Source organism: Mycobacterium sp. E802 (assembly GCF_001666875.1).
Taxonomy (GTDB): domain Bacteria; phylum Actinomycetota; class Actinomycetes; order Mycobacteriales; family Mycobacteriaceae; genus Mycobacterium.
Map to the genome: position 1 here is coordinate 52,614 of NZ_LZJD01000081.1, position 15,965 is coordinate 68,578.

General features: G+C 65.2%; 16 protein-coding genes. 10 read left to right on the forward strand and 6 right to left on the reverse strand.

Going from position 1 to position 15,965, the window contains the following annotated elements:
* The first annotated feature begins 8 nt into the window (after positions 1–8).
* The 3 genes from bphC (at position 9) to A5699_RS12110 (ending at position 3,391) form a co-directional block, all read left to right on the forward strand.
* On the forward strand, positions 9–917 hold the full coding sequence (gene bphC / locus A5699_RS12100; RefSeq protein WP_067769519.1) for a biphenyl-2,3-diol 1,2-dioxygenase: 909 nt from the start codon (positions 9–11) through the stop codon (positions 915–917).
* The gene (locus tag A5699_RS12105; protein WP_067769520.1) at positions 914–2,377 is read left to right on the forward strand and encodes an FAD-dependent oxidoreductase; all 1,464 of its coding nucleotides are present in this window, start codon (positions 914–916) and stop codon (positions 2,375–2,377) included. The genes bphC and A5699_RS12105 overlap by 4 nt, the downstream gene beginning before the upstream one ends.
* A 222-nt stretch (positions 2,378–2,599) precedes the next feature.
* Positions 2,600–3,391, forward strand: coding sequence for an alpha/beta fold hydrolase (locus A5699_RS12110; RefSeq protein WP_067769521.1), 792 nt, complete (start codon positions 2,600–2,602; stop codon positions 3,389–3,391).
* Positions 3,392–3,533: 142 nt separating this feature from the next.
* On the opposite strand, the gene A5699_RS12115 is transcribed toward A5699_RS12110, so the two are convergent.
* Genes A5699_RS12115 through A5699_RS12135 form a run of 5 tightly spaced genes read right to left on the reverse strand, consistent with a single transcriptional unit; the run spans position 3,534 to position 8,204 of the window.
* Positions 3,534–3,911 (reverse strand): nuclear transport factor 2 family protein, encoded by a 378-nt coding sequence (locus A5699_RS12115; protein WP_067769522.1) that lies wholly within the window; start codon positions 3,909–3,911, stop codon positions 3,534–3,536.
* Positions 3,911–4,927: a zinc-binding dehydrogenase gene (locus tag A5699_RS12120; protein WP_067769523.1), complete on the reverse strand. Its 1,017-nt coding sequence runs from the start codon at positions 4,925–4,927 to the stop codon at positions 3,911–3,913. Before A5699_RS12120 ends, A5699_RS12115 begins: the two co-directional genes overlap by 1 nt.
* Before the next feature lie 33 nt (positions 4,928–4,960).
* Positions 4,961–5,710: an SDR family NAD(P)-dependent oxidoreductase gene (locus A5699_RS12125; protein WP_067769524.1), complete on the reverse strand. Its 750-nt coding sequence runs from the start codon at positions 5,708–5,710 to the stop codon at positions 4,961–4,963.
* Entirely contained in the window at positions 5,707–6,948 is a 1,242-nt protein-coding gene (locus A5699_RS12130; protein ID WP_067769525.1) for an alkyl sulfatase dimerization domain-containing protein, read from the reverse strand. Before A5699_RS12130 ends, A5699_RS12125 begins: the two co-directional genes overlap by 4 nt.
* A complete protein-coding gene (locus tag A5699_RS12135; protein ID WP_067769526.1) occupies positions 6,945–8,204 on the reverse strand; it encodes a sulfotransferase in 1,260 nt (419 codons plus the stop codon). Before A5699_RS12135 ends, A5699_RS12130 begins: the two co-directional genes overlap by 4 nt.
* A gap of 62 nt (positions 8,205–8,266) precedes the next feature.
* On the opposite strand from A5699_RS12135, the gene A5699_RS12140 reads away from it, so the two are divergent.
* The 5 genes from A5699_RS12140 to A5699_RS12160 all read left to right on the forward strand — a co-directional run bounded on the left by A5699_RS12140 (position 8,267) and on the right by A5699_RS12160 (position 13,022).
* A complete protein-coding gene (locus tag A5699_RS12140; protein ID WP_082957674.1) occupies positions 8,267–9,181 on the forward strand; it encodes a helix-turn-helix domain-containing protein in 915 nt (304 codons plus the stop codon).
* Between the two features lie 82 nt (positions 9,182–9,263).
* Positions 9,264–10,118, forward strand: a complete 855-nt coding sequence (locus tag A5699_RS12145) for an IclR family transcriptional regulator (protein ID WP_157561210.1) — start codon at positions 9,264–9,266, stop codon at positions 10,116–10,118.
* Positions 10,115–11,038, forward strand: a complete 924-nt coding sequence (locus A5699_RS12150; RefSeq protein ID WP_067769534.1) for an alpha/beta hydrolase — start codon at positions 10,115–10,117, stop codon at positions 11,036–11,038. Before A5699_RS12145 ends, A5699_RS12150 begins: the two co-directional genes overlap by 4 nt.
* A gap of 332 nt (positions 11,039–11,370) precedes the next feature.
* A complete protein-coding gene (locus tag A5699_RS29555; RefSeq protein WP_197508271.1) occupies positions 11,371–12,282 on the forward strand; it encodes a hypothetical protein in 912 nt (303 codons plus the stop codon).
* Positions 12,279–13,022, forward strand: coding sequence for a hypothetical protein (locus A5699_RS12160; RefSeq protein WP_157561211.1), 744 nt, complete (start codon positions 12,279–12,281; stop codon positions 13,020–13,022). The genes A5699_RS29555 and A5699_RS12160 overlap by 4 nt, the downstream gene beginning before the upstream one ends.
* A 92-nt stretch (positions 13,023–13,114) precedes the next feature.
* Here A5699_RS12160 and A5699_RS12165 read toward each other — a convergent pair whose 3' ends face one another.
* Positions 13,115–14,320 (reverse strand): NADH:flavin oxidoreductase, encoded by a 1,206-nt coding sequence (locus A5699_RS12165; RefSeq protein WP_067769535.1) that lies wholly within the window; start codon positions 14,318–14,320, stop codon positions 13,115–13,117.
* A 484-nt stretch (positions 14,321–14,804) separates the two neighbouring features.
* Here A5699_RS12165 and A5699_RS30270 point away from each other — a divergent pair, with 484 nt between their 5' ends.
* Together A5699_RS30270 and A5699_RS12175 are read left to right on the forward strand one after the other, a co-directional pair.
* The gene (locus tag A5699_RS30270; RefSeq protein WP_067769556.1) at positions 14,805–15,401 is read left to right on the forward strand and encodes a Dabb family protein; all 597 of its coding nucleotides are present in this window, start codon (positions 14,805–14,807) and stop codon (positions 15,399–15,401) included.
* 42 nt (positions 15,402–15,443) lie between these two features.
* A complete protein-coding gene (locus A5699_RS12175) occupies positions 15,444–15,881 on the forward strand; it encodes an SRPBCC family protein (RefSeq protein ID WP_067769536.1) in 438 nt (145 codons plus the stop codon).
* Positions 15,882–15,965: the final 84 nt, after the last annotated feature.

A 15,965-nucleotide genomic window follows, 5' to 3' on the forward strand; every position in this document is an offset into this window, starting at 1 on the left:
GGCGAGACATGGGATTGATCAAGAGCCTCGGCTATGTGACCGTTGCCGCCTCCGATATCGAACGCTGGCGGCACTTCGCCTTCAATGTCCTCGGTTTCGCCACCGGCACCGGCCCCGACGAATCCGCGCTGTACTTACGGATGGATGAACGCGCCGCACGAATCATCGTCGTTCCCGGCGAGGTCGACAAGATCGTGACCGTCGGCTGGGAAGTGCGCGACCATGCCGATCTGGAGCAGGTGAAGGCCGCGCTCGATGCGGCCGGTGTGCCGTTCAAGCAGCTGTCACTTGAGGAGACCGACGCCCGACGGGTCGAGGAGGCCATTGCCTTCCAAGATCCGGCCGGCACCGCACTGGAGGTGTTCCACGGCCCGGTGCTCGACCACTCCCCCGTCGTCACCCCGTTCGGCGCGAAATTCGTCACCGGCGACCAGGGCCTCGGGCACGTGGTGTTGCCCGCGCTCGACGTCAACGGCCTGTTCGAGTTCTACACCGAGGTACTGTGTTTCAAATCCCGCGGCGCATTCCGGGTTCCGGTGCCGCCGGAGTTCGGACCGATCCGCGTTCGATTCATGGGCGTCAACGAGCGCCACCACAGCCTGGCCATCTGCCCCGCACAGACCCTGCGCGATCCCGGACTCATTCATCTGATGGTCGAGGTCGACACGCTGGACGCGGTCGGTCAGGCCCTGGACCGGGTGAACGCCGAGGGCTTCCAGTTGTCCTCCACGCTGGGCCGTCACACCAACGACAAGATGGTGTCGTTCTATGTGCGCGCGCCGGGTGACTGGGACATCGAATTCGGCACCGAAGGCATGCGGGTCGACGAAACCTATTACACCGCTGAAGAAATCACCGCTGACAGTTACTGGGGACATCAGTGGGTCAGCGACTTACCGAAGGCTATGCAACCGTGACGACGTTTGAGCCGACCCCCATCGCCGCCACCGAGGTGGCTCGTTGGGACCATGAGGCCGACGTGGTCATCGCCGGTTACGGCGTCGCCGGGGCGGCCGCGGCCGTCGAAGCGACGCGCGCCGGCGCCGACGTCCTGGTCCTGGAGCGCACCGGCTCCTGGGGCGGGGCCGCCTCGATGGCCGGCGGATTCATCTACCTCGGCGGCGGCACCCCCATCCAGAAAGCCTGTGGCTTCGAGGATTCGGTCGACAACATGGCCGCGTTCCTCAATGCGGCCATGGGGCCCGGCGCCGACTCCTCGCGCATCGCTGATTACTGCGAGGGCAGCGTCGCGCACTTCGACTGGCTGGTGGGCTGCGGGGTGCCGTTCAAAGCCGAGTTCTTCGGTGAGCCCGGCTGGGAGCCGATGGGCGATCAGGGGCTGATGTACTCCGGTGGCGAGAACTCCTACCCGTTCAACACCATTGCGACTCCGGCCCCACGCGGGCATGTGCCGCAGATGTCGAACAAGAAGCAGGGCGAGGCCAGCGCCGGTTTCATGTTGATGAAGCCGCTGGTCGATACCGCGAATGCGGCCGGCGCACGGTCCCTGTACGACGTGCGCGTGCAACGACTCGTCGTCGACTCCGACGGCCGGGTGGTCGGAGTGGTAGCGCGACAGTACGGCAGCGAGATCGCCGTGCGGGCCCGCCGCGGCGTGGTGTTGGCGACAGGGAGTTTCGCCTACAACGACGCCATGGTCGCCCAGTATGCCCCGCGCATTGCCGGGCGCCCGGCCGCGTCGATCGAGCAGCACGATGGTCAGGCCATCCGGATGGCGCAGGCACTCGGCGCGGATCTCGCCCACATGGACGCCACCGAGGTGGCCCTGTTCATCGACCCCCAGCAGTTGGTGCGTGGGATCCTGGTGAACGAGCGGGGGCAGCGCTATGTCGCCGAGGACACCTATCCCGGTCGGGCCGGCCAGCTGACGCTGTACCACCAAAACAACACTGCCTACCTGATCATCGACGGCGACGCGCAGGACGAGGCGATGGCCTCGCTCTCCCCTCAGCTGATGATGCGGCCGCCGACGTGGGTGGCCGACACCGTCGCCGAACTGGAGGCCGAGATCGGACTCCCACCGAACTCGTTGCAGGCCACCGTCGACGCGTACAACGACGGCGCCGCTCGGGGCGAAGACCCGCTGCTGCACAAGAAAGCGCAGTGGCTCAAGCCCATCAAGTCTCCGGTGGGTGCCATCGACCTGCGCGAGAGCACCGGCGGCTTCACCCTCGGCGGTCTGGCCACCACGCTCGATGCCGAGGTGCTTCATGTGAGCGGCGAGCCGATCCCGGGTCTGTTCGCGGCCGGGCGCTGCACTGCCGGCCTGGCGGCCTGGGGTTATGCCAGCGGAGTTTCCCTGGGCGACGGAAGTTTCTACGGTCGCCGGGCGGGACGGTCCGCAGCCAAGGCCTGACTCCAGGTATGACAAAGTCGCGAGACTCTCCAGGGAGTCTCGCGACTTTGTTGATATTCGGCATGCGGGCGTAGCCGATCCACCGAGCCGCCTACCGGGCACAACGCGGGCGGATTATTGAGTTAAGCTAACAATCTGCGGCAGTTGGCTAGGGTTTCCCAATTCGACCGCGAATGTCGCGGTACGTCGTCGACGCGACGCAGCTATAGAAACGGTGGCCGAATGAGCTCGATCAAAACAGTAGTTTCCAAAGACGGTGCAACGATCAGCTGCCACACCGCAGGACAAGGGCCACCCCTCCTGCTCGTTCACGGTGGGGGCGGCGATCATTCGCGGTGGACGCATATTGTCGGCCAACTCACTGAGCGCTTCACCACCTACGCGATGGATCGCCGGGGACGCGGTACCAGCAGCGACGGCACCGGCATGTATGATATCGAAACCGAATTCGACGACATCGCGGCGGTCATCAATGCAATCGGCGGCTCTGTCGACGTCCTCGCCCACTCATTCGGCGCGTTGTGCTCGTTGGAGGCAGCCCTGAGGACAGCGCGCATTCACCGCCTCGCACTGTATGAACCACCGCTGCCCGTCGGTATCGACTTCTATCCGGCGGGCTTCGTCGAACTCCTCAGCAATCTGCTCGCCGCTGGCGATCGAGACGGACTGGTAGCTGCGATGTTCACCCAAACCGGAACGCGACCAGAAGATTTGGCCACAATGCGAGATCTTCCGGTCTGGCGCCGGCGAGTGGCTGCGGCCCATACGATTCCGCGTGAGATGCAGGCGATATCCGGGATATACCAACCGGACTTCGGCAGCTTCTCGCGCATTACCGTACCGGTGCTGCTGCTCGTCGGTAGTGACAGTCCGCAGCCGCTGACGACGGCCACTGAACGCCTGTATGAAACACTGCCCGACGCTAGGAAGGTCATCTTGAACGGCCATGCGCACTTCGCGATGGACACAGCTCCAGATGTATTCCTGCGCGAGGTGCTCGCCTTCTTCGAATGACCCTCGCGGGCGCGAAGATCCCAGTGGTGCGATTCCCGGGCCCGCTCAGGGGTCGCAAATGTGACGCAACTTCTTTGATTCTGCTCACGTCGCCACCACCTTTGGGCCAGCAGAAATGACCAGCGACAGCGTGTGGCAGAGGCTATCCTTCGGCGAGATCGGCTGGAGCGAAATAGCTTCGCACCGAGGCGATCTTGCCTTCGGCGTCGAATGTCATCGTGTCGATCGGTTGCAGGCGCATCGGGGTGTCGCCGATCTTGAAGGTGATGGTGAACGAGAACGCTGCCTCGTTCCCGACCACACGGAGCAGGACCAGCTCGGTCTGGCGCTCCAATTCCTGCAAGGTGGATAAGAATTCGCGGATCTCATTCCGGCCGGCGCGGACATCACTGCCAACGGGATCCTCCACGGTCGCGTCTTCGGCGAACACCTCCAGGAGATCATCGGTGCTACCGGTCGCGAGCAGCGAAACGTAACGGCGAATCACTTCGGCAATCTGGTGATCCTTGGTCGACGGCATCATTTCCCCCTCATTGTGATGACGACCTTGTCGGCCGCTCCAGGCGTGGCCACACATTGCAGCGCCTCGTCGAGGTCGTCGAAATCGAAGGTGTGGCTGATGATCTCCCGATACTTCTCCCAGTTGTCGACGATGGACTTCGTCACCTCGAAGATCTCGGTGGGATAGCCCATCGACCCGACGATGGTCAGCTCGTTGCTCATCACGTTCATGAAGTCGATGTTGATCGGCTCTTTGTGGACAGCGACGATGCCGAGCTTGGCTCCCCGGTGGGCAGCACCGAGGGCCGTGTCGACGGCCGCCGGGACGCCTGCGGCATCGAGGAATACATCCGTGCCGGCTTTGTTCGGCCACATCGAATCGCCAGGCCCGTGCAGCTCGATCAGTCGCGCGATGACGTCCTCGTCCTTGGAGTTGATCACGGCGTCCGCACCGACTTTCAGTGCCTTCTCCAGACGCGACGGCAGGATGTCGGCCACCACAACGTGTTTCACCCCGCGCGATTTCAGCGCGATCGTGATACCCAGGCCGATGGGGCCGGCTCCGAGCACCAGTACCTGGTCGCTCGGCCGCGGCGCCACCTGGTTCACCGCGTGAAGGGCCACTGCCATCGGCTCGTTGAGGGCGGCGACCTCGTACGGGATGTGCTCGGGCACCACCTCTAAGCTCTGACCCCGGACCGCGTCCTTGATCAGCAGGTAGTCGGCCAGCGCACCGGTCGAGCCTCCGTTGCCGATGATGTCGTCGGCAATGGCCATCGGGTTCACCACCACCCGGTCACCGACCGCGACGTCGCGCACGTCGCCGCCGACCTGCACCACCTCGCCGGCCGGCTCATGGCCGATCGGCATGTTGCAGTGCCGCGGCGGCAATCCGCCGATGGAGATGTAGAGCGTGTCGGAACCACAGATTCCGCACGCTCGAATCTTCACCAGCACGTCCTTGGGCCCTGCCGTGGGTGTGGGTATTTCGAAGATCTCGGTTTTCTCGGGCGCGGTGATGATGGCTGCTCTCATATGAAGTTCCTTCCGTCGATCTCGTCGAATCACTCAGAACACGCTGTATCCACCGTCGATGACGAGCGCCGATCCGGTGCTGTACGAGGCATTTCCACTGCACAGGAAGAGGATGGGACTCGCGATCTCCTCCGGCGTGGCAAAGCGTCCGAGCGGAATGTGGTCCAGCTGTTCCTGTTTGATCTCCGGCACGTAGTCCATGGGCGCGGTCATGCGAGTGGCCACGAGTCCCGGGACGACGGCGTTGGCGCGAATGCCGTCACCGGCCCACTTCACCGCCAGGTTTCGGGTGAGTGCGAGCACTCCGGCCTTCGCCGATCCGTACCCTGGCACCACCGGTACCGACCGGATGGCCGCCATCGAGGCGAACATGATCACGCTGGCACCGCCCGGCGCGTTCGACGCTTTCAGTGCGCCGTACAACCGTTCGGTCAGCCGGAACGGCGCCAACAGGTTGACGGCCACCGACTCGGTGAAACCCTCCGGGGTCGATTCGTCGAGCCCGCCCGGGAAGTTGGCCCCGGCGTTGTTGACCAGGATGTCCAACTCGGTGAATTCTTCGGCCAGCGCATCGATTCCGGCTGTGTCGGTCAGGGCCAGCTGTCGATACTTCAGCCCCGACAGGTCGACGTCGTAGTCTTCCGGGCCGCCTCTCGTGCCGGTGATCGTGACCTGCGCGCCACTGTCTCTCAGCAGCGATGCGGTGGCATGACCGATCCCGCTCGTGCCTCCCGTGACGAGGGCGGTGGTGCCGGAGAAGTCGAACAGCACACGGTTTGTCATGACAGTTCCTTGATCTTTTCGCGCAGCCACGCTGCTTCCCAGAAATTGGTGCTGCCACCCAGCAGATCTTCGTGAGCAGCGATCAACACCTGCTTGGCCTCGTTGTCGTCGGGCTCGGCCCGGTGCACCATCTCGGCCAGCCGGATGGCACGCACCGGTTCGCCGGCGTTGCGCAATGCGCGGGCCCGGGTGAGAACCGCGGCGGCACCGGCGAGTTCGAGCAGATCGGTCTCGGTGGCGTCCGGGGCGTCGGCATAGAGTTCGGCCGTCGAGCGGTGGTGGAACCAGCCCGCGTAGTTCTCCCAGATCGCCCGCACATTCCAACGGACCTTGCCGTAACCTTGGCCGACCTCCAGCTCAGGCGGCAGCACGATGTCGCGCATCAGGGTGTACACATCCTTGCCCGCGTTCATGCCGGTGACTGTCTGGTCGTGCAGATAGAGCACCGCCTCACGCAGCCGCGTCAGTTCCCAGTCGATCCGCTCGCGGCCGGTGATGGGCCCGAAATGGCCGGTCAACAGGGTCTCGGCGCCCAGCGACCGGACCCGCTCGATGGCGTCGGCCACCGTCAGCGCGTCACGGTAGCGGTCGCCGCGCATGGTCACCAGGTTCGGGATGTGGCCGAACAACGCACCGAACACGTTGCCGCACAGGCAGATCCCGTCGTCGGGCAGCCAGACCACCAGACTGTCGGTCGTCTCGCCGCCTGGGGTGGCTAAGAACTCGAGGAGGCGACCCCCCACGGTGAGTTCCAGACTGTCCTCGACGACGAGCGTGGGGGTAGGTGCACTCTGCGGAGGCACCTGGCCGAACCGTTGCGACGTGTACGTGGCCGCCGCGGTGACCGTCTCCAGGAACGCGAACGACGAGTTGGCGGCGCGAAAGGTGGCCAGTAGTTCGTTGTCCCGCCGCCACTGCCCCCAGTTGGCCTGGGCAATGACGTCGGTACCTGGCTCGATGAAGCTGTCGACCCCGCCGACGTGGTCGTAATGTCCTTGGGTCAACACGATGTAACGGGTCGGCGAGGTATCGACCTCGTCGTAGTTGGCCCGATGCACCGGCCCCTCGAAGCCCATGCCGGTGTTCACCACGATCCGGCTGTCAGCCGTGCTGATCAGGAACGAATTGGACAACCCCGGCGACATCCAGATCCCGGGCCCGACCTGCTCAGCCGGTGCCCCGGCGCCGGCGATGGATTCTCCGCCCGGCCGGCTCAGGTAGATCGGTTCGTAGGTCATGCTTCCTCCCTGACGTCGAAGCGATCGAAGTAGAAGCCGAACCGCGAGCGGACCTCATCCGGGGATCGCCCGAAATGGCGCTCGAGGTCATAGCGCAGTCGGCCGTGCTTGCCCCGCGGGTTGTCATCGAGGTAGCTGCGCAGTTGTGCTCGCGTCTCGGTCGGCAACTCGGTGTCGTTGCGCTGGTAGAGCTGTTCCAGCAGCGGCAGCTCGTTGCCGTTGAGGTGGTGGAACCCGATGTCCAGACTCTGTTCGGGTGCCACCAGTTCGCGGTCGCGCACACACGCGCGCAGTAGCCGTTCCACCCGGTCGATCCAATAGTCGACGAGGCCTTCGGGATCGATCTCGATGCGTCGCATCCGGTCGCCGTAGGCCAGCATCGTGACCGCGGACTGGATCACCGCCACCGGGTCGCGGTGGGTGAAGGCCACCGTGGCATCCGGGAACGTGCTCATCAGGGGTCCGAGTTGTTCACAGTGCTGCGGCGATTTCAGGACCCACTGCCGGGGCCCGCGCAGGAAGGTGAGCGCCTTCAGCACGGTCCGCAGGTAGCCGTAGTGCTCGTGTTGGTCCAGGGTGAAATAGAAGTCCCGCCATTGCGGTACGCGCGCATGCCATTCCAGTACGTAACTGGCGAAGTCGAGGTCGAGGATCTCGACTTCCTCCTCGATGGCCTGGGGATACCTGTCGTGCATGGCCTGGATGAGTGGCGTCATCACCATCGCCGCGTCATGCTCGGCCACCGAGCGGGCGAACCGCGGATCCACACCATTGACGTCGGGCCCCTCCCCACGCCGGGGGAACGGCTCCTGACTTTCCCAGTAGGGCAGCGCCCGCCGACGGCTGTCGGCAGCGATGAGATTGACCAGATGCGTTGTTCCCGAACGCGGTAGGCCGACCACGATGATCGGCCGTTCGATCTTGATGTCGTGAATCTCGGGGTAACGACGCAACAGGTCCGTCAACAACAACCGCTGCGAGAGCAACCGCACGATCCGGTTCCGCAGGATCATCCGGTTGAGATTGGTATTGCCGGTGTCGGCGTCGATCGCCGCGGCGTAGGCCTGCAGGCGGGACCGGAATCCCGGATCGCCGAAATCGTCCAGGCCGGTCTGGTGCACGGCGTCGTCGGCCATGGCGGCCGGGTCCAGCTCCACGGTCAGCGTCTTGAACTGATCGAGGACGTGACGCTGGTTGCTGTCCAGGACCGGTGCCGCGAGGTCGTCGATCATCAAATCGGGCATCAGATCGGGCATGCCAATCCTCTTTCTTGAGAGCCATTTGGCGATGTCGAATATTCGACATATGATCCGAATATATGAACGACAAGCTAGGTGAACCCGACGAACCGGGTCAAGACCCCTCACCGCCGACCAGCCGGGTCGTCGCGGTGATCGAACTCCTCAGCGCCCGCAGCACCGCGGCGCCGACGCTCGCCGAAATCAGCCGTGAACTGGGCATCACCCGATCGACCGGGCATGCGATCCTGCAGACACTGGTCAACCACCGCTGGGTGGCGCGTGACCCGCTCACCGGGAGATTCACGATCGGTCCGGACTTTCCCACCGCGACATCCCGCAGTGCGTCTACGCCGCGACCACTTCGCGACGCCGTACGCGCCCTGAGCCTCGACATCCAGGTGCCGGTGTGCATCTCCGAGATCCAGGCCGGCGCCATCGTCGTGATCGATGCGGCCGCGCCCGGTTCCACGCCACCACCCTTACCGGCCGGCATCCGCCTACCGTTTGCCGCACCGTTCGGCCGGGAGTTCGTTGCCTGGGACACCCCAGAGACAAGCGAACGATGGCTGTCGGCTCCGGGGCCGGTCAGCGACGCCTTCGTCGACCGGGTCACCCATGTGCTCAGCGAGATTCGTCACCGCGGCTACGGAGTGGAACGACTCAGCGGGCCCCTCATCCGAGTTTTCGACGCGCTGATAGCCCTCGATGACGGAAAGGCCCCGGACGCGGTGTCCACGAGACTGGCCGGCGCCGTCGCCGATCTGACCCTCGTCGACGTCCTGCCCGACGAGTTCGCGGACACCGACGGCACCATCCCGGTGGCCACCGTCTCGGCGCCGATCCGCGACCTCGACGGCAATGTCGTCATGTCGGTATCGGCTCAGCCCTACCGCGAACTCAACCACGCGGAGATCGCTGACCTGGGCAAACAAATGACTGCGTTCGGCGACAACGCGACGGGCCTGATCGCCCACAAATCGGCGACAACGTGACAGCCGACACATACTTGTGGTAGTCATATGACTATTAGTCATATGCCCAGTCAGGGCGGCCCCTGGAGGAACCATGACCGCGATGATCGAACAATCCCCAGTCACGGGTAAGAAGGCGACGCTCGAGACACCCAGCGCTGTCATCGACCGGGTTTCCCTGGTCCTCGATGCCTTCGACGGCACGGCCCGGCTGACGCTGGCCGACATCGTGCGCCGCACCGGGCTGCCCCGGTCGTCGGCGCACCGCATCCTCGAGCGCCTGGTCCAGCTGCGATGGCTGCGCCGCGATGGCCGCGACTACGAGCTGGGCATGCGCCTGGTCGAGCTCGGGTCGCTGGCGCTACATCAGGACCGCATCCACCGAGCAGCGATTCCCTTGCTGCGTGATCTGCATCGGGCCACCGGGCTGGTAGTCCATCTGGCGGTCCTCGACGGATCCGATGTGGTGTACCTGGAGAAGATCGGTGGCCAGATGGTCGCCGCCATCCCGACCCGCGTCGGCGGCCGGCAGCCCGCGCACTGTACGGCGGTCGGCAAGGCGATGCTTGCCGACAACCCGATGACCGAGGTGGACCTCGCGACCCGCAGGACCCGGTTCTCGATCAGCACGGAACGTCAGCTGGAAGCCGAGCTGGCCAAGGTCCGGGCCCACGGCGTGGCCTTCGAGCGTGAAGAATCGTTGGCCGGATTCGGTTGTGTCGCAGCACCGATCGGACCGGCCGGGGCAGCCGTGGCGGCGGTATCGGTGTGCGGCCCGATGAGCCGGATGACCTTCGATCAGCGACTGACCGCACCGGTACGTATGACGGCCATGGGCATCTGGCGCAACGCCGAAGACGGGCCGCAACGAGTCGCGCCGACGTTGCAGCCGCTGCGACCACTCCGCGTCGGCAGCCACGTCGGACCGCGAACCTCTGCCGCCCTGCTGCCGGCATGACGCTGGACCCCCAGATCGCGCGGATCATCGAAACCCTCGATTCGGGCTTCCCCCCGGTCCACACGATGACGGGTGCCGAGGCGCGGGCCGCGATCCGCTCCCGCTTCGTTCCCAATCCTCAACCTGAGCCGGTTGCCTCTGTGACCGACCATCAGGTGCCGGTAGACAACGGTCGCATCGACGTCCGGGTGTACCGGCCCGACACGTCCGAAGCACTCCCCATACTGGTCTACGCTCACGGCGGCGGGTTCGTGTTCTGCGATCTCGACAGCCACGACGGCCTGTGCCGCAACGTGGCCAATCTGACTCCGGCCGTGGTGGTTTCGGTCGATTATCGGCTGGCTCCCGAGCACCGTTGGCCGACCGCGGCGGAGGATTTCTACGCGGCGGTGAACTGGGCGGTCGACCACGCCGCCGAGTTCGGTGCGGATCCGGCGCGGGTGGCCGTGGGTGGCGACAGCGCCGGCGGGAATCTCGCCGCGGTGACGACACTGATGGCCCGCGACCGCGGAGGCCCGGACCTGGCGGCACAGCTTCTGCTGTACCCGGTGATCGCCGCGGATTTCGACACCGACTCCTACCAGTTGTTCGGCCGCGGCTTCTACAACCCCCGCCCGGCGCTGCAATGGTATTGGGATCAGTACGTCCCCGCCATCGCCGATCGGCACCACCCGTACGCCTCGCCGCTACACGGTGAGCTCGGCGGATTACCGCCGGCCGTCGTGGTTCTCGCCGGACATGACCCGTTGCGCGACGAAGGAATCGCCTATGCCGACGCCCTGCAGAAGGCGGGTGTGCCAGTGACGAGGTGCGCCTACGAGGGCGGCATCCACGGCTTCATGACCATGCCGATGCTTGACATCGCGCATGTGGCCCGCCGCGAGGCGAGCCGAGCCCTAGGTGACCTGCTCGGTCGCTAGCACGGCGACCAAACGTCGTGGCGGCAGGTCGTGGCTTTCATCTCCCTCGTTCGTGGGGTGTTCAATTGTTGAACGACGCTTTCGCCTGCTGCCGCAGCTCGCGGATTGCGTTGGTGATGTGGCGGAGGATCTTGGCAGCTCCTGCTCCAGCATCGGCGCGAGAATGGTTCGCCCGAGCCGGGGGCGTTGGTTCCTACCCTGTCCTCCGATCTTTTGTCAAACAACTGCGGGCTCCCATTTTAGAGTTTGGTTGTTTGACATTTTAGTGATGCTAGAGTATTGGCATGCACCCTGCATCAGTGCCCGCACGCCTGGTCGAGGCCGGAGTCCCGGTGGTCACAGGTGATGCCCACACCATCACCTACCGCGCCGGCAACCACGCGGTCACCGCCGACCTCATCGTGGCTGAACGCGTGTCGTCACCAACATTGGCGCTGGATCGCAGCCGTAGCCGTAATGGCCACCGGATATTCGTCGTCTGCGACACCATCTCCGCACAAGCGCGTTCAGCTCTGTTAGCCGAGGAGGGCGTAGACCTCAGCGTTGGCAGTACAGGCGAACTGGTGCTCTCTGGCACCGTTTACCGCGCCCCTGCGGTGGCGCAACCCCGCCGCGGCGCGGGCGAACGTAGCTGGCGTCGCCGCGCGGCGGAACGGATCTGCGTCCTCACCAGTGAGCACCTGCGCCAAAGCGACGTTGCCGCAGCCATCGCAGTGAGCCAGCAGGCGATATCCAAGATGGTGGAGAAGGCGCCGCTGCCAAACACACCCATGGCCGAAGAATCTCGTCGGGAATGTCTCGTCGCGCTGACGTCGGTGCCGGCCGACGACGGACTTATCGAAACCTACTGGTATGGCACTGACTCCGTGACCGACCAGGTCTCCAGCGCGATCCGGCTCGGCGCCGAGCTGACGGTACGGGTGCTTGCCGGCGGTGAAGTCGCCGCCGATGTGCTGGCGCCGTGGCGGGTACCGACACACGGCCTGGTCTACGCCGAGGAGCTGATCGACCTCACCGTATTCGATTTGGTGGAAGCGACCGCCGAGGAGGCAACCTTGACCGTACGCGTGCCTGCTGACCAGACGGTGTGGGCAACCGCCGGGTGGTGGAACCAGGTCTCTGGCACGCAGCGTCCCGGCGTCGTCACCGCAGATCCGGTGGTGGTCCTGCAGGACATTAGCGCCGGTGCTGACATCGACGACGGGGCACCGCAGCGACTTGCCGACTGGATCGCGAGCAGGTGACCGCCGCAGTACCGGTCGTCGTGGCGTGCACGGCCACCGCCGACGACAACGGAATGCGTGCGTTGCACGACGTCTCCGCCGTTGCCACTCATCTGGATTACCGCGTCATCGGCGGCCACATGGTGCGGTTGCTTCGTCATGTCTACGGCGTGCCCGGAGTTCCGCGAGTGACCTCCGACGCCGATGCGGGGATCGACGAGCAGGTGGCTGTTGCCGGCGAATTTCACGACCAGCTCACCGCGTTGGGTTACACGGACATCCGCGGAAACCGATACGAGCTCGGTGAACGCGCGGTCGACCTCCTGGTGCCCACCGAGACCAAAGCGGGCAAGAGATACATCGGTCAACGGGCCTTTGACGGGGCACCGGGATTACGACTGGCGCTGGCGTCGCCGCCGGTTCGGGTGGCCGTCACAGCGCGGCTCACCGACAGCACCTATCTGGAATTCGAGGTCCCGGTCCCCGACGTCGAGGCCGCGTTCGTGTTGAAGATGCTGGCATGGACCGTAAGGCACTCCGACCGCGATATGAAGGACATCGAGACGGTGCTGGAGATCGTCGCGTCGCAACCTGAGTACCGGGCTTCTCCGTGGCGGATGCACGATCCCGCCGTCACCAAGCTCGGGGAGCGCAAAGACGCCGCCCGGGCAGCGGCACGGATGATCGCTAGCCCACCGAGGGTGGTGCCGGCCCGGGTGCGGGCCCTACTGCGACAACACGTCGCGGCCGCTGCGCGTTGACAGCACCTCATGCGACTGCGTCATGCGAGCTGACACAGTACGTAGGATGACAACAATGCACGAAACCCCCAGGGACACGACGAAGTCGGGCCCTAGGTGACCTGCTCGGTCGCTAGCGCGGCGCCATAGCGTTGGCCGGGATCCAGCACGCAGTGCGTGCGACCGAACACCGTCACCATGCACTTGTTGTTGTGGTTGCAGCGGCTGCGTGACGCCGGTTCGGCGATCATGGTGTTGACGCGGTCGGGTTCCCGCAGTAACGCGCGGCCCATGGCGAGGAAATCGAATCCTTCGGCCAGCCCGGTCTCCAGGTGTTCGCGGTTCGTAATCCCGCCCAGCAGAACGAGTTTGGTGTTCCGCATGATCGGCACGAACTGGCGGGCCGCCTCCAGCATGTAGAGGTCACGATAGGGATAGACGCCCATCGCCTGCTTGCCGACCAGCCGGACCGCCGGCCGCAGCGCCGGCGGCATCACCGTGGCGAACTCCTTGACCGGTACATCACCCCGGAACAGATACATGGGCTTGTACACCGAGGATCCCTGGGTGAGTTCGAGGGCATCCAGCGTGGCATCGGCATCGAGTAGTTGAGCGGTCCGCAGCGCCTCGTCGATCCAGATGCTGCCCGGAAGGCCGTCGTCCATATCGAGTTTGGCGATCACCGCGATCCGGTCACCTACCACCTCACGGACCCGGGTTGCGATCTGTCGCACGAACCGCGACCGGTTGTCGATATCGCCGCCGTACTCGTCCTTGCGACGGTTGATCAGTGGGCTCAGGAACGAGCTGGGCAGGTAGAGATGTCCGAAATGCAGCTCCACCGCATCGAATCCGGCGTCGATCGCCACCTGTGCGGCGTCGCCGAACTGACCGATCACCACGTCGATCTCGCTGCGGCTGATCTCCCGGCAGTAGGCGAACGAGGTCGGATTGATGAACCGACTCGGCGCGACGGCGGTGACGCCGGTCAGCTTCTTCTGCGCCACCACGCCGGCATGCCCCAGCTGCGCCGAGATGGCCGCTCCGGCCTTATGCACCGCATCGGTGAGCCGGCGCAGGCCCGGCAACGCCTTGCGGTTCATGACGATCTGGCCCGGTGCGCTGGCACCCTCCGGGGACACACAGCAGTAGGCCACGGTGGTCATCCCGACGCCGCCCTCGGCGAAGCGGCGATGGAAGTCGATGAGGTCGTCGGTGACCAGTCCGTCGGGTGACCGGCCTTCCGAGGTGGCAGCCTTGATCACTCGGTTTCGCAGCGTCACTGGCCCCAACTGGGCCGGGCTGAACGGATCGGTCATCCGCCCACCATGGCGTGGTCGCCCCCAGCGGTCAACGGCAGTTTCCCGATGGCCGGGAGTGCGACGCCGCCCGGCCGCTGGTGCGCCATAGCCTCGCGGCATGGGTGAGGTATTCGTCATCGACCGCGTCGTCACCAAGCCAGGTTGCGCACAGAAATTCATCGACGCCTACCTCACCGGCTACACCCCCGGCGCGCGCGAGCGCGGCATGACGTTGCGGGACGTCCTGGTCAGCCCACCCATCTGGTTCGACGACCGTTCCAACGTGGTCACCATCACCTGGTCGCTGCCCAGCCCGCAGGCGTGGTGGGAGATGACCTGGCAAGGCCGACCCGATCCGAGTGTGGCCCAGTGGTGGGACAGGGTCACCGATCTGGTCGCCGAACGTGATCGCAGCGTCGCCTCCCGCCCCGATGACGTCGCCGCTGCCGCGGCCGCTCAGCCCGACGCGCCCCCCAGCTCGACCGCGTTCGGAGTCACCCGGTTGCTCGACGTCGTCGAGTCCGAACGCGACCGTGTGCTCTCCGCTTTGCGCGACGCCGCCGACCGCAGCGGGGCATTGACCTCACTGGTGCAACCGACGCTGCCCGGCTCACGCAACGGCGGCGACATCCTCGTCCACCTGCGGTTCAGCAGCCAAGAAGACTGGGACACCAGTGCTTTCGACGACGCACTGGCCGACCCGGCGATCACCCGCATCAATGGCGTCACCTACCAGGGTTCTCCGGTGCGCCGCGGTACGGGCAGCGTGTACCGGGCGTTGCTGCTGCGCGTGCCGGACGACGTGGAGGCTGCCACGGTCGCGGCGTTCGAGAGTGAACTGGCCATGATGCCGCGCTACGTGTCCACGATCGCGGCCTGGCAATTGAGCCGAGTCGACACAGCAATCGGAACAAGCGGCTGGACGCACGTGTTCGAGCAGGAATTCACCGACGTCGACGGCCTCATGGGCCCCTACCTCATGCACCCGATCCACTGGTCGGTCGTCGATCGCTGGTTTGACCCGGAGACCGCCGACGTGATCATTCGAGATCGGGTGTGCCACAGCTTTTGTGCGACAACCGCACCCGTTCTCGCTTGAGCCTGCAGGGTGGGCGTCATCGACGGCGCTAGTCTGATCGACATGGGTTACCGCCTGAGTTTCGAGCGGGCTTGTGCGGCACCGGCTCAGGACGTCTATGACCTCCTCATCGACGTCGAAAGGTGGCCGGACTGGCTGACCGCGGCCCGCACAACTTCGTGGGAGGAGCCGGGAAACCCCAGCACCCGGCAGGGCGCGATCCGGCAAATAGTGGTCAGCGGATTGACCATGCGAGAGCAGATTCTCGTGGCAGACCGGCCGCACCACCAGGCCTACGCCATCCTCTCCGGAATCCCGGTCACCAACCACCGGGCGGATGTCCACATCCATGACAGCGCGGCCGGGTCGTGCATCGTCTGGCAGGCGACTTTCGAGGCCAAGGTTCCCTTCACCGGACCGCTGATCTGGCTGTTGTTGCGCGCCAGCATGCCGAAGATGGTGTCCGCGTTGGCACAAGGAGCCGAACAGCTATCCGGCTGACCGACTCCTGAACACCGGCGCGTCGCGTGGAGCCGGCAGGTGCCGAGCTGCCCGACTATGAGCGACAACTCAGCGACAATCGCC

Excerpts from the sequence above, each read along its gene's own strand:
- A5699_RS12125 (WP_067769524.1), bottom strand. The coding sequence starts at position 5,710 with ATGACAAACCGTGTGCTGTTCGACTTCTCCGGCACCACCGCCCTCGTC.
- A5699_RS12140 (WP_082957674.1), top strand. The coding sequence starts at position 8,267 with ATGAACGACAAGCTAGGTGAACCCGACGAACCGGGTCAAGACCCCTCA.
- A5699_RS12110 (WP_067769521.1), top strand. The coding sequence starts at position 2,600 with ATGAGCTCGATCAAAACAGTAGTTTCCAAAGACGGTGCAACGATCAGC.
- A5699_RS12130 (WP_067769525.1), bottom strand. The coding sequence starts at position 6,948 with ATGACCTACGAACCGATCTACCTGAGCCGGCCGGGCGGAGAATCCATC.
- A5699_RS12135 (WP_067769526.1), bottom strand. The coding sequence starts at position 8,204 with ATGCCCGATCTGATGCCCGATTTGATGATCGACGACCTCGCGGCACCG.
- A5699_RS12115 (WP_067769522.1), bottom strand. The coding sequence starts at position 3,911 with ATGCCGTCGACCAAGGATCACCAGATTGCCGAAGTGATTCGCCGTTAC.
- A5699_RS12165 (WP_067769535.1), bottom strand. The coding sequence starts at position 14,320 with ATGACCGATCCGTTCAGCCCGGCCCAGTTGGGGCCAGTGACGCTGCGA.
- A5699_RS12145 (WP_157561210.1), top strand. The coding sequence starts at position 9,264 with ATGATCGAACAATCCCCAGTCACGGGTAAGAAGGCGACGCTCGAGACA.
- A5699_RS12175 (WP_067769536.1), top strand. The coding sequence starts at position 15,444 with ATGGGTTACCGCCTGAGTTTCGAGCGGGCTTGTGCGGCACCGGCTCAG.
- bphC (WP_067769519.1), top strand. The coding sequence starts at position 9 with ATGGGATTGATCAAGAGCCTCGGCTATGTGACCGTTGCCGCCTCCGAT.
- A5699_RS12150 (WP_067769534.1), top strand. The coding sequence starts at position 10,115 with ATGACGCTGGACCCCCAGATCGCGCGGATCATCGAAACCCTCGATTCG.
- A5699_RS12120 (WP_067769523.1), bottom strand. The coding sequence starts at position 4,927 with ATGAGAGCAGCCATCATCACCGCGCCCGAGAAAACCGAGATCTTCGAA.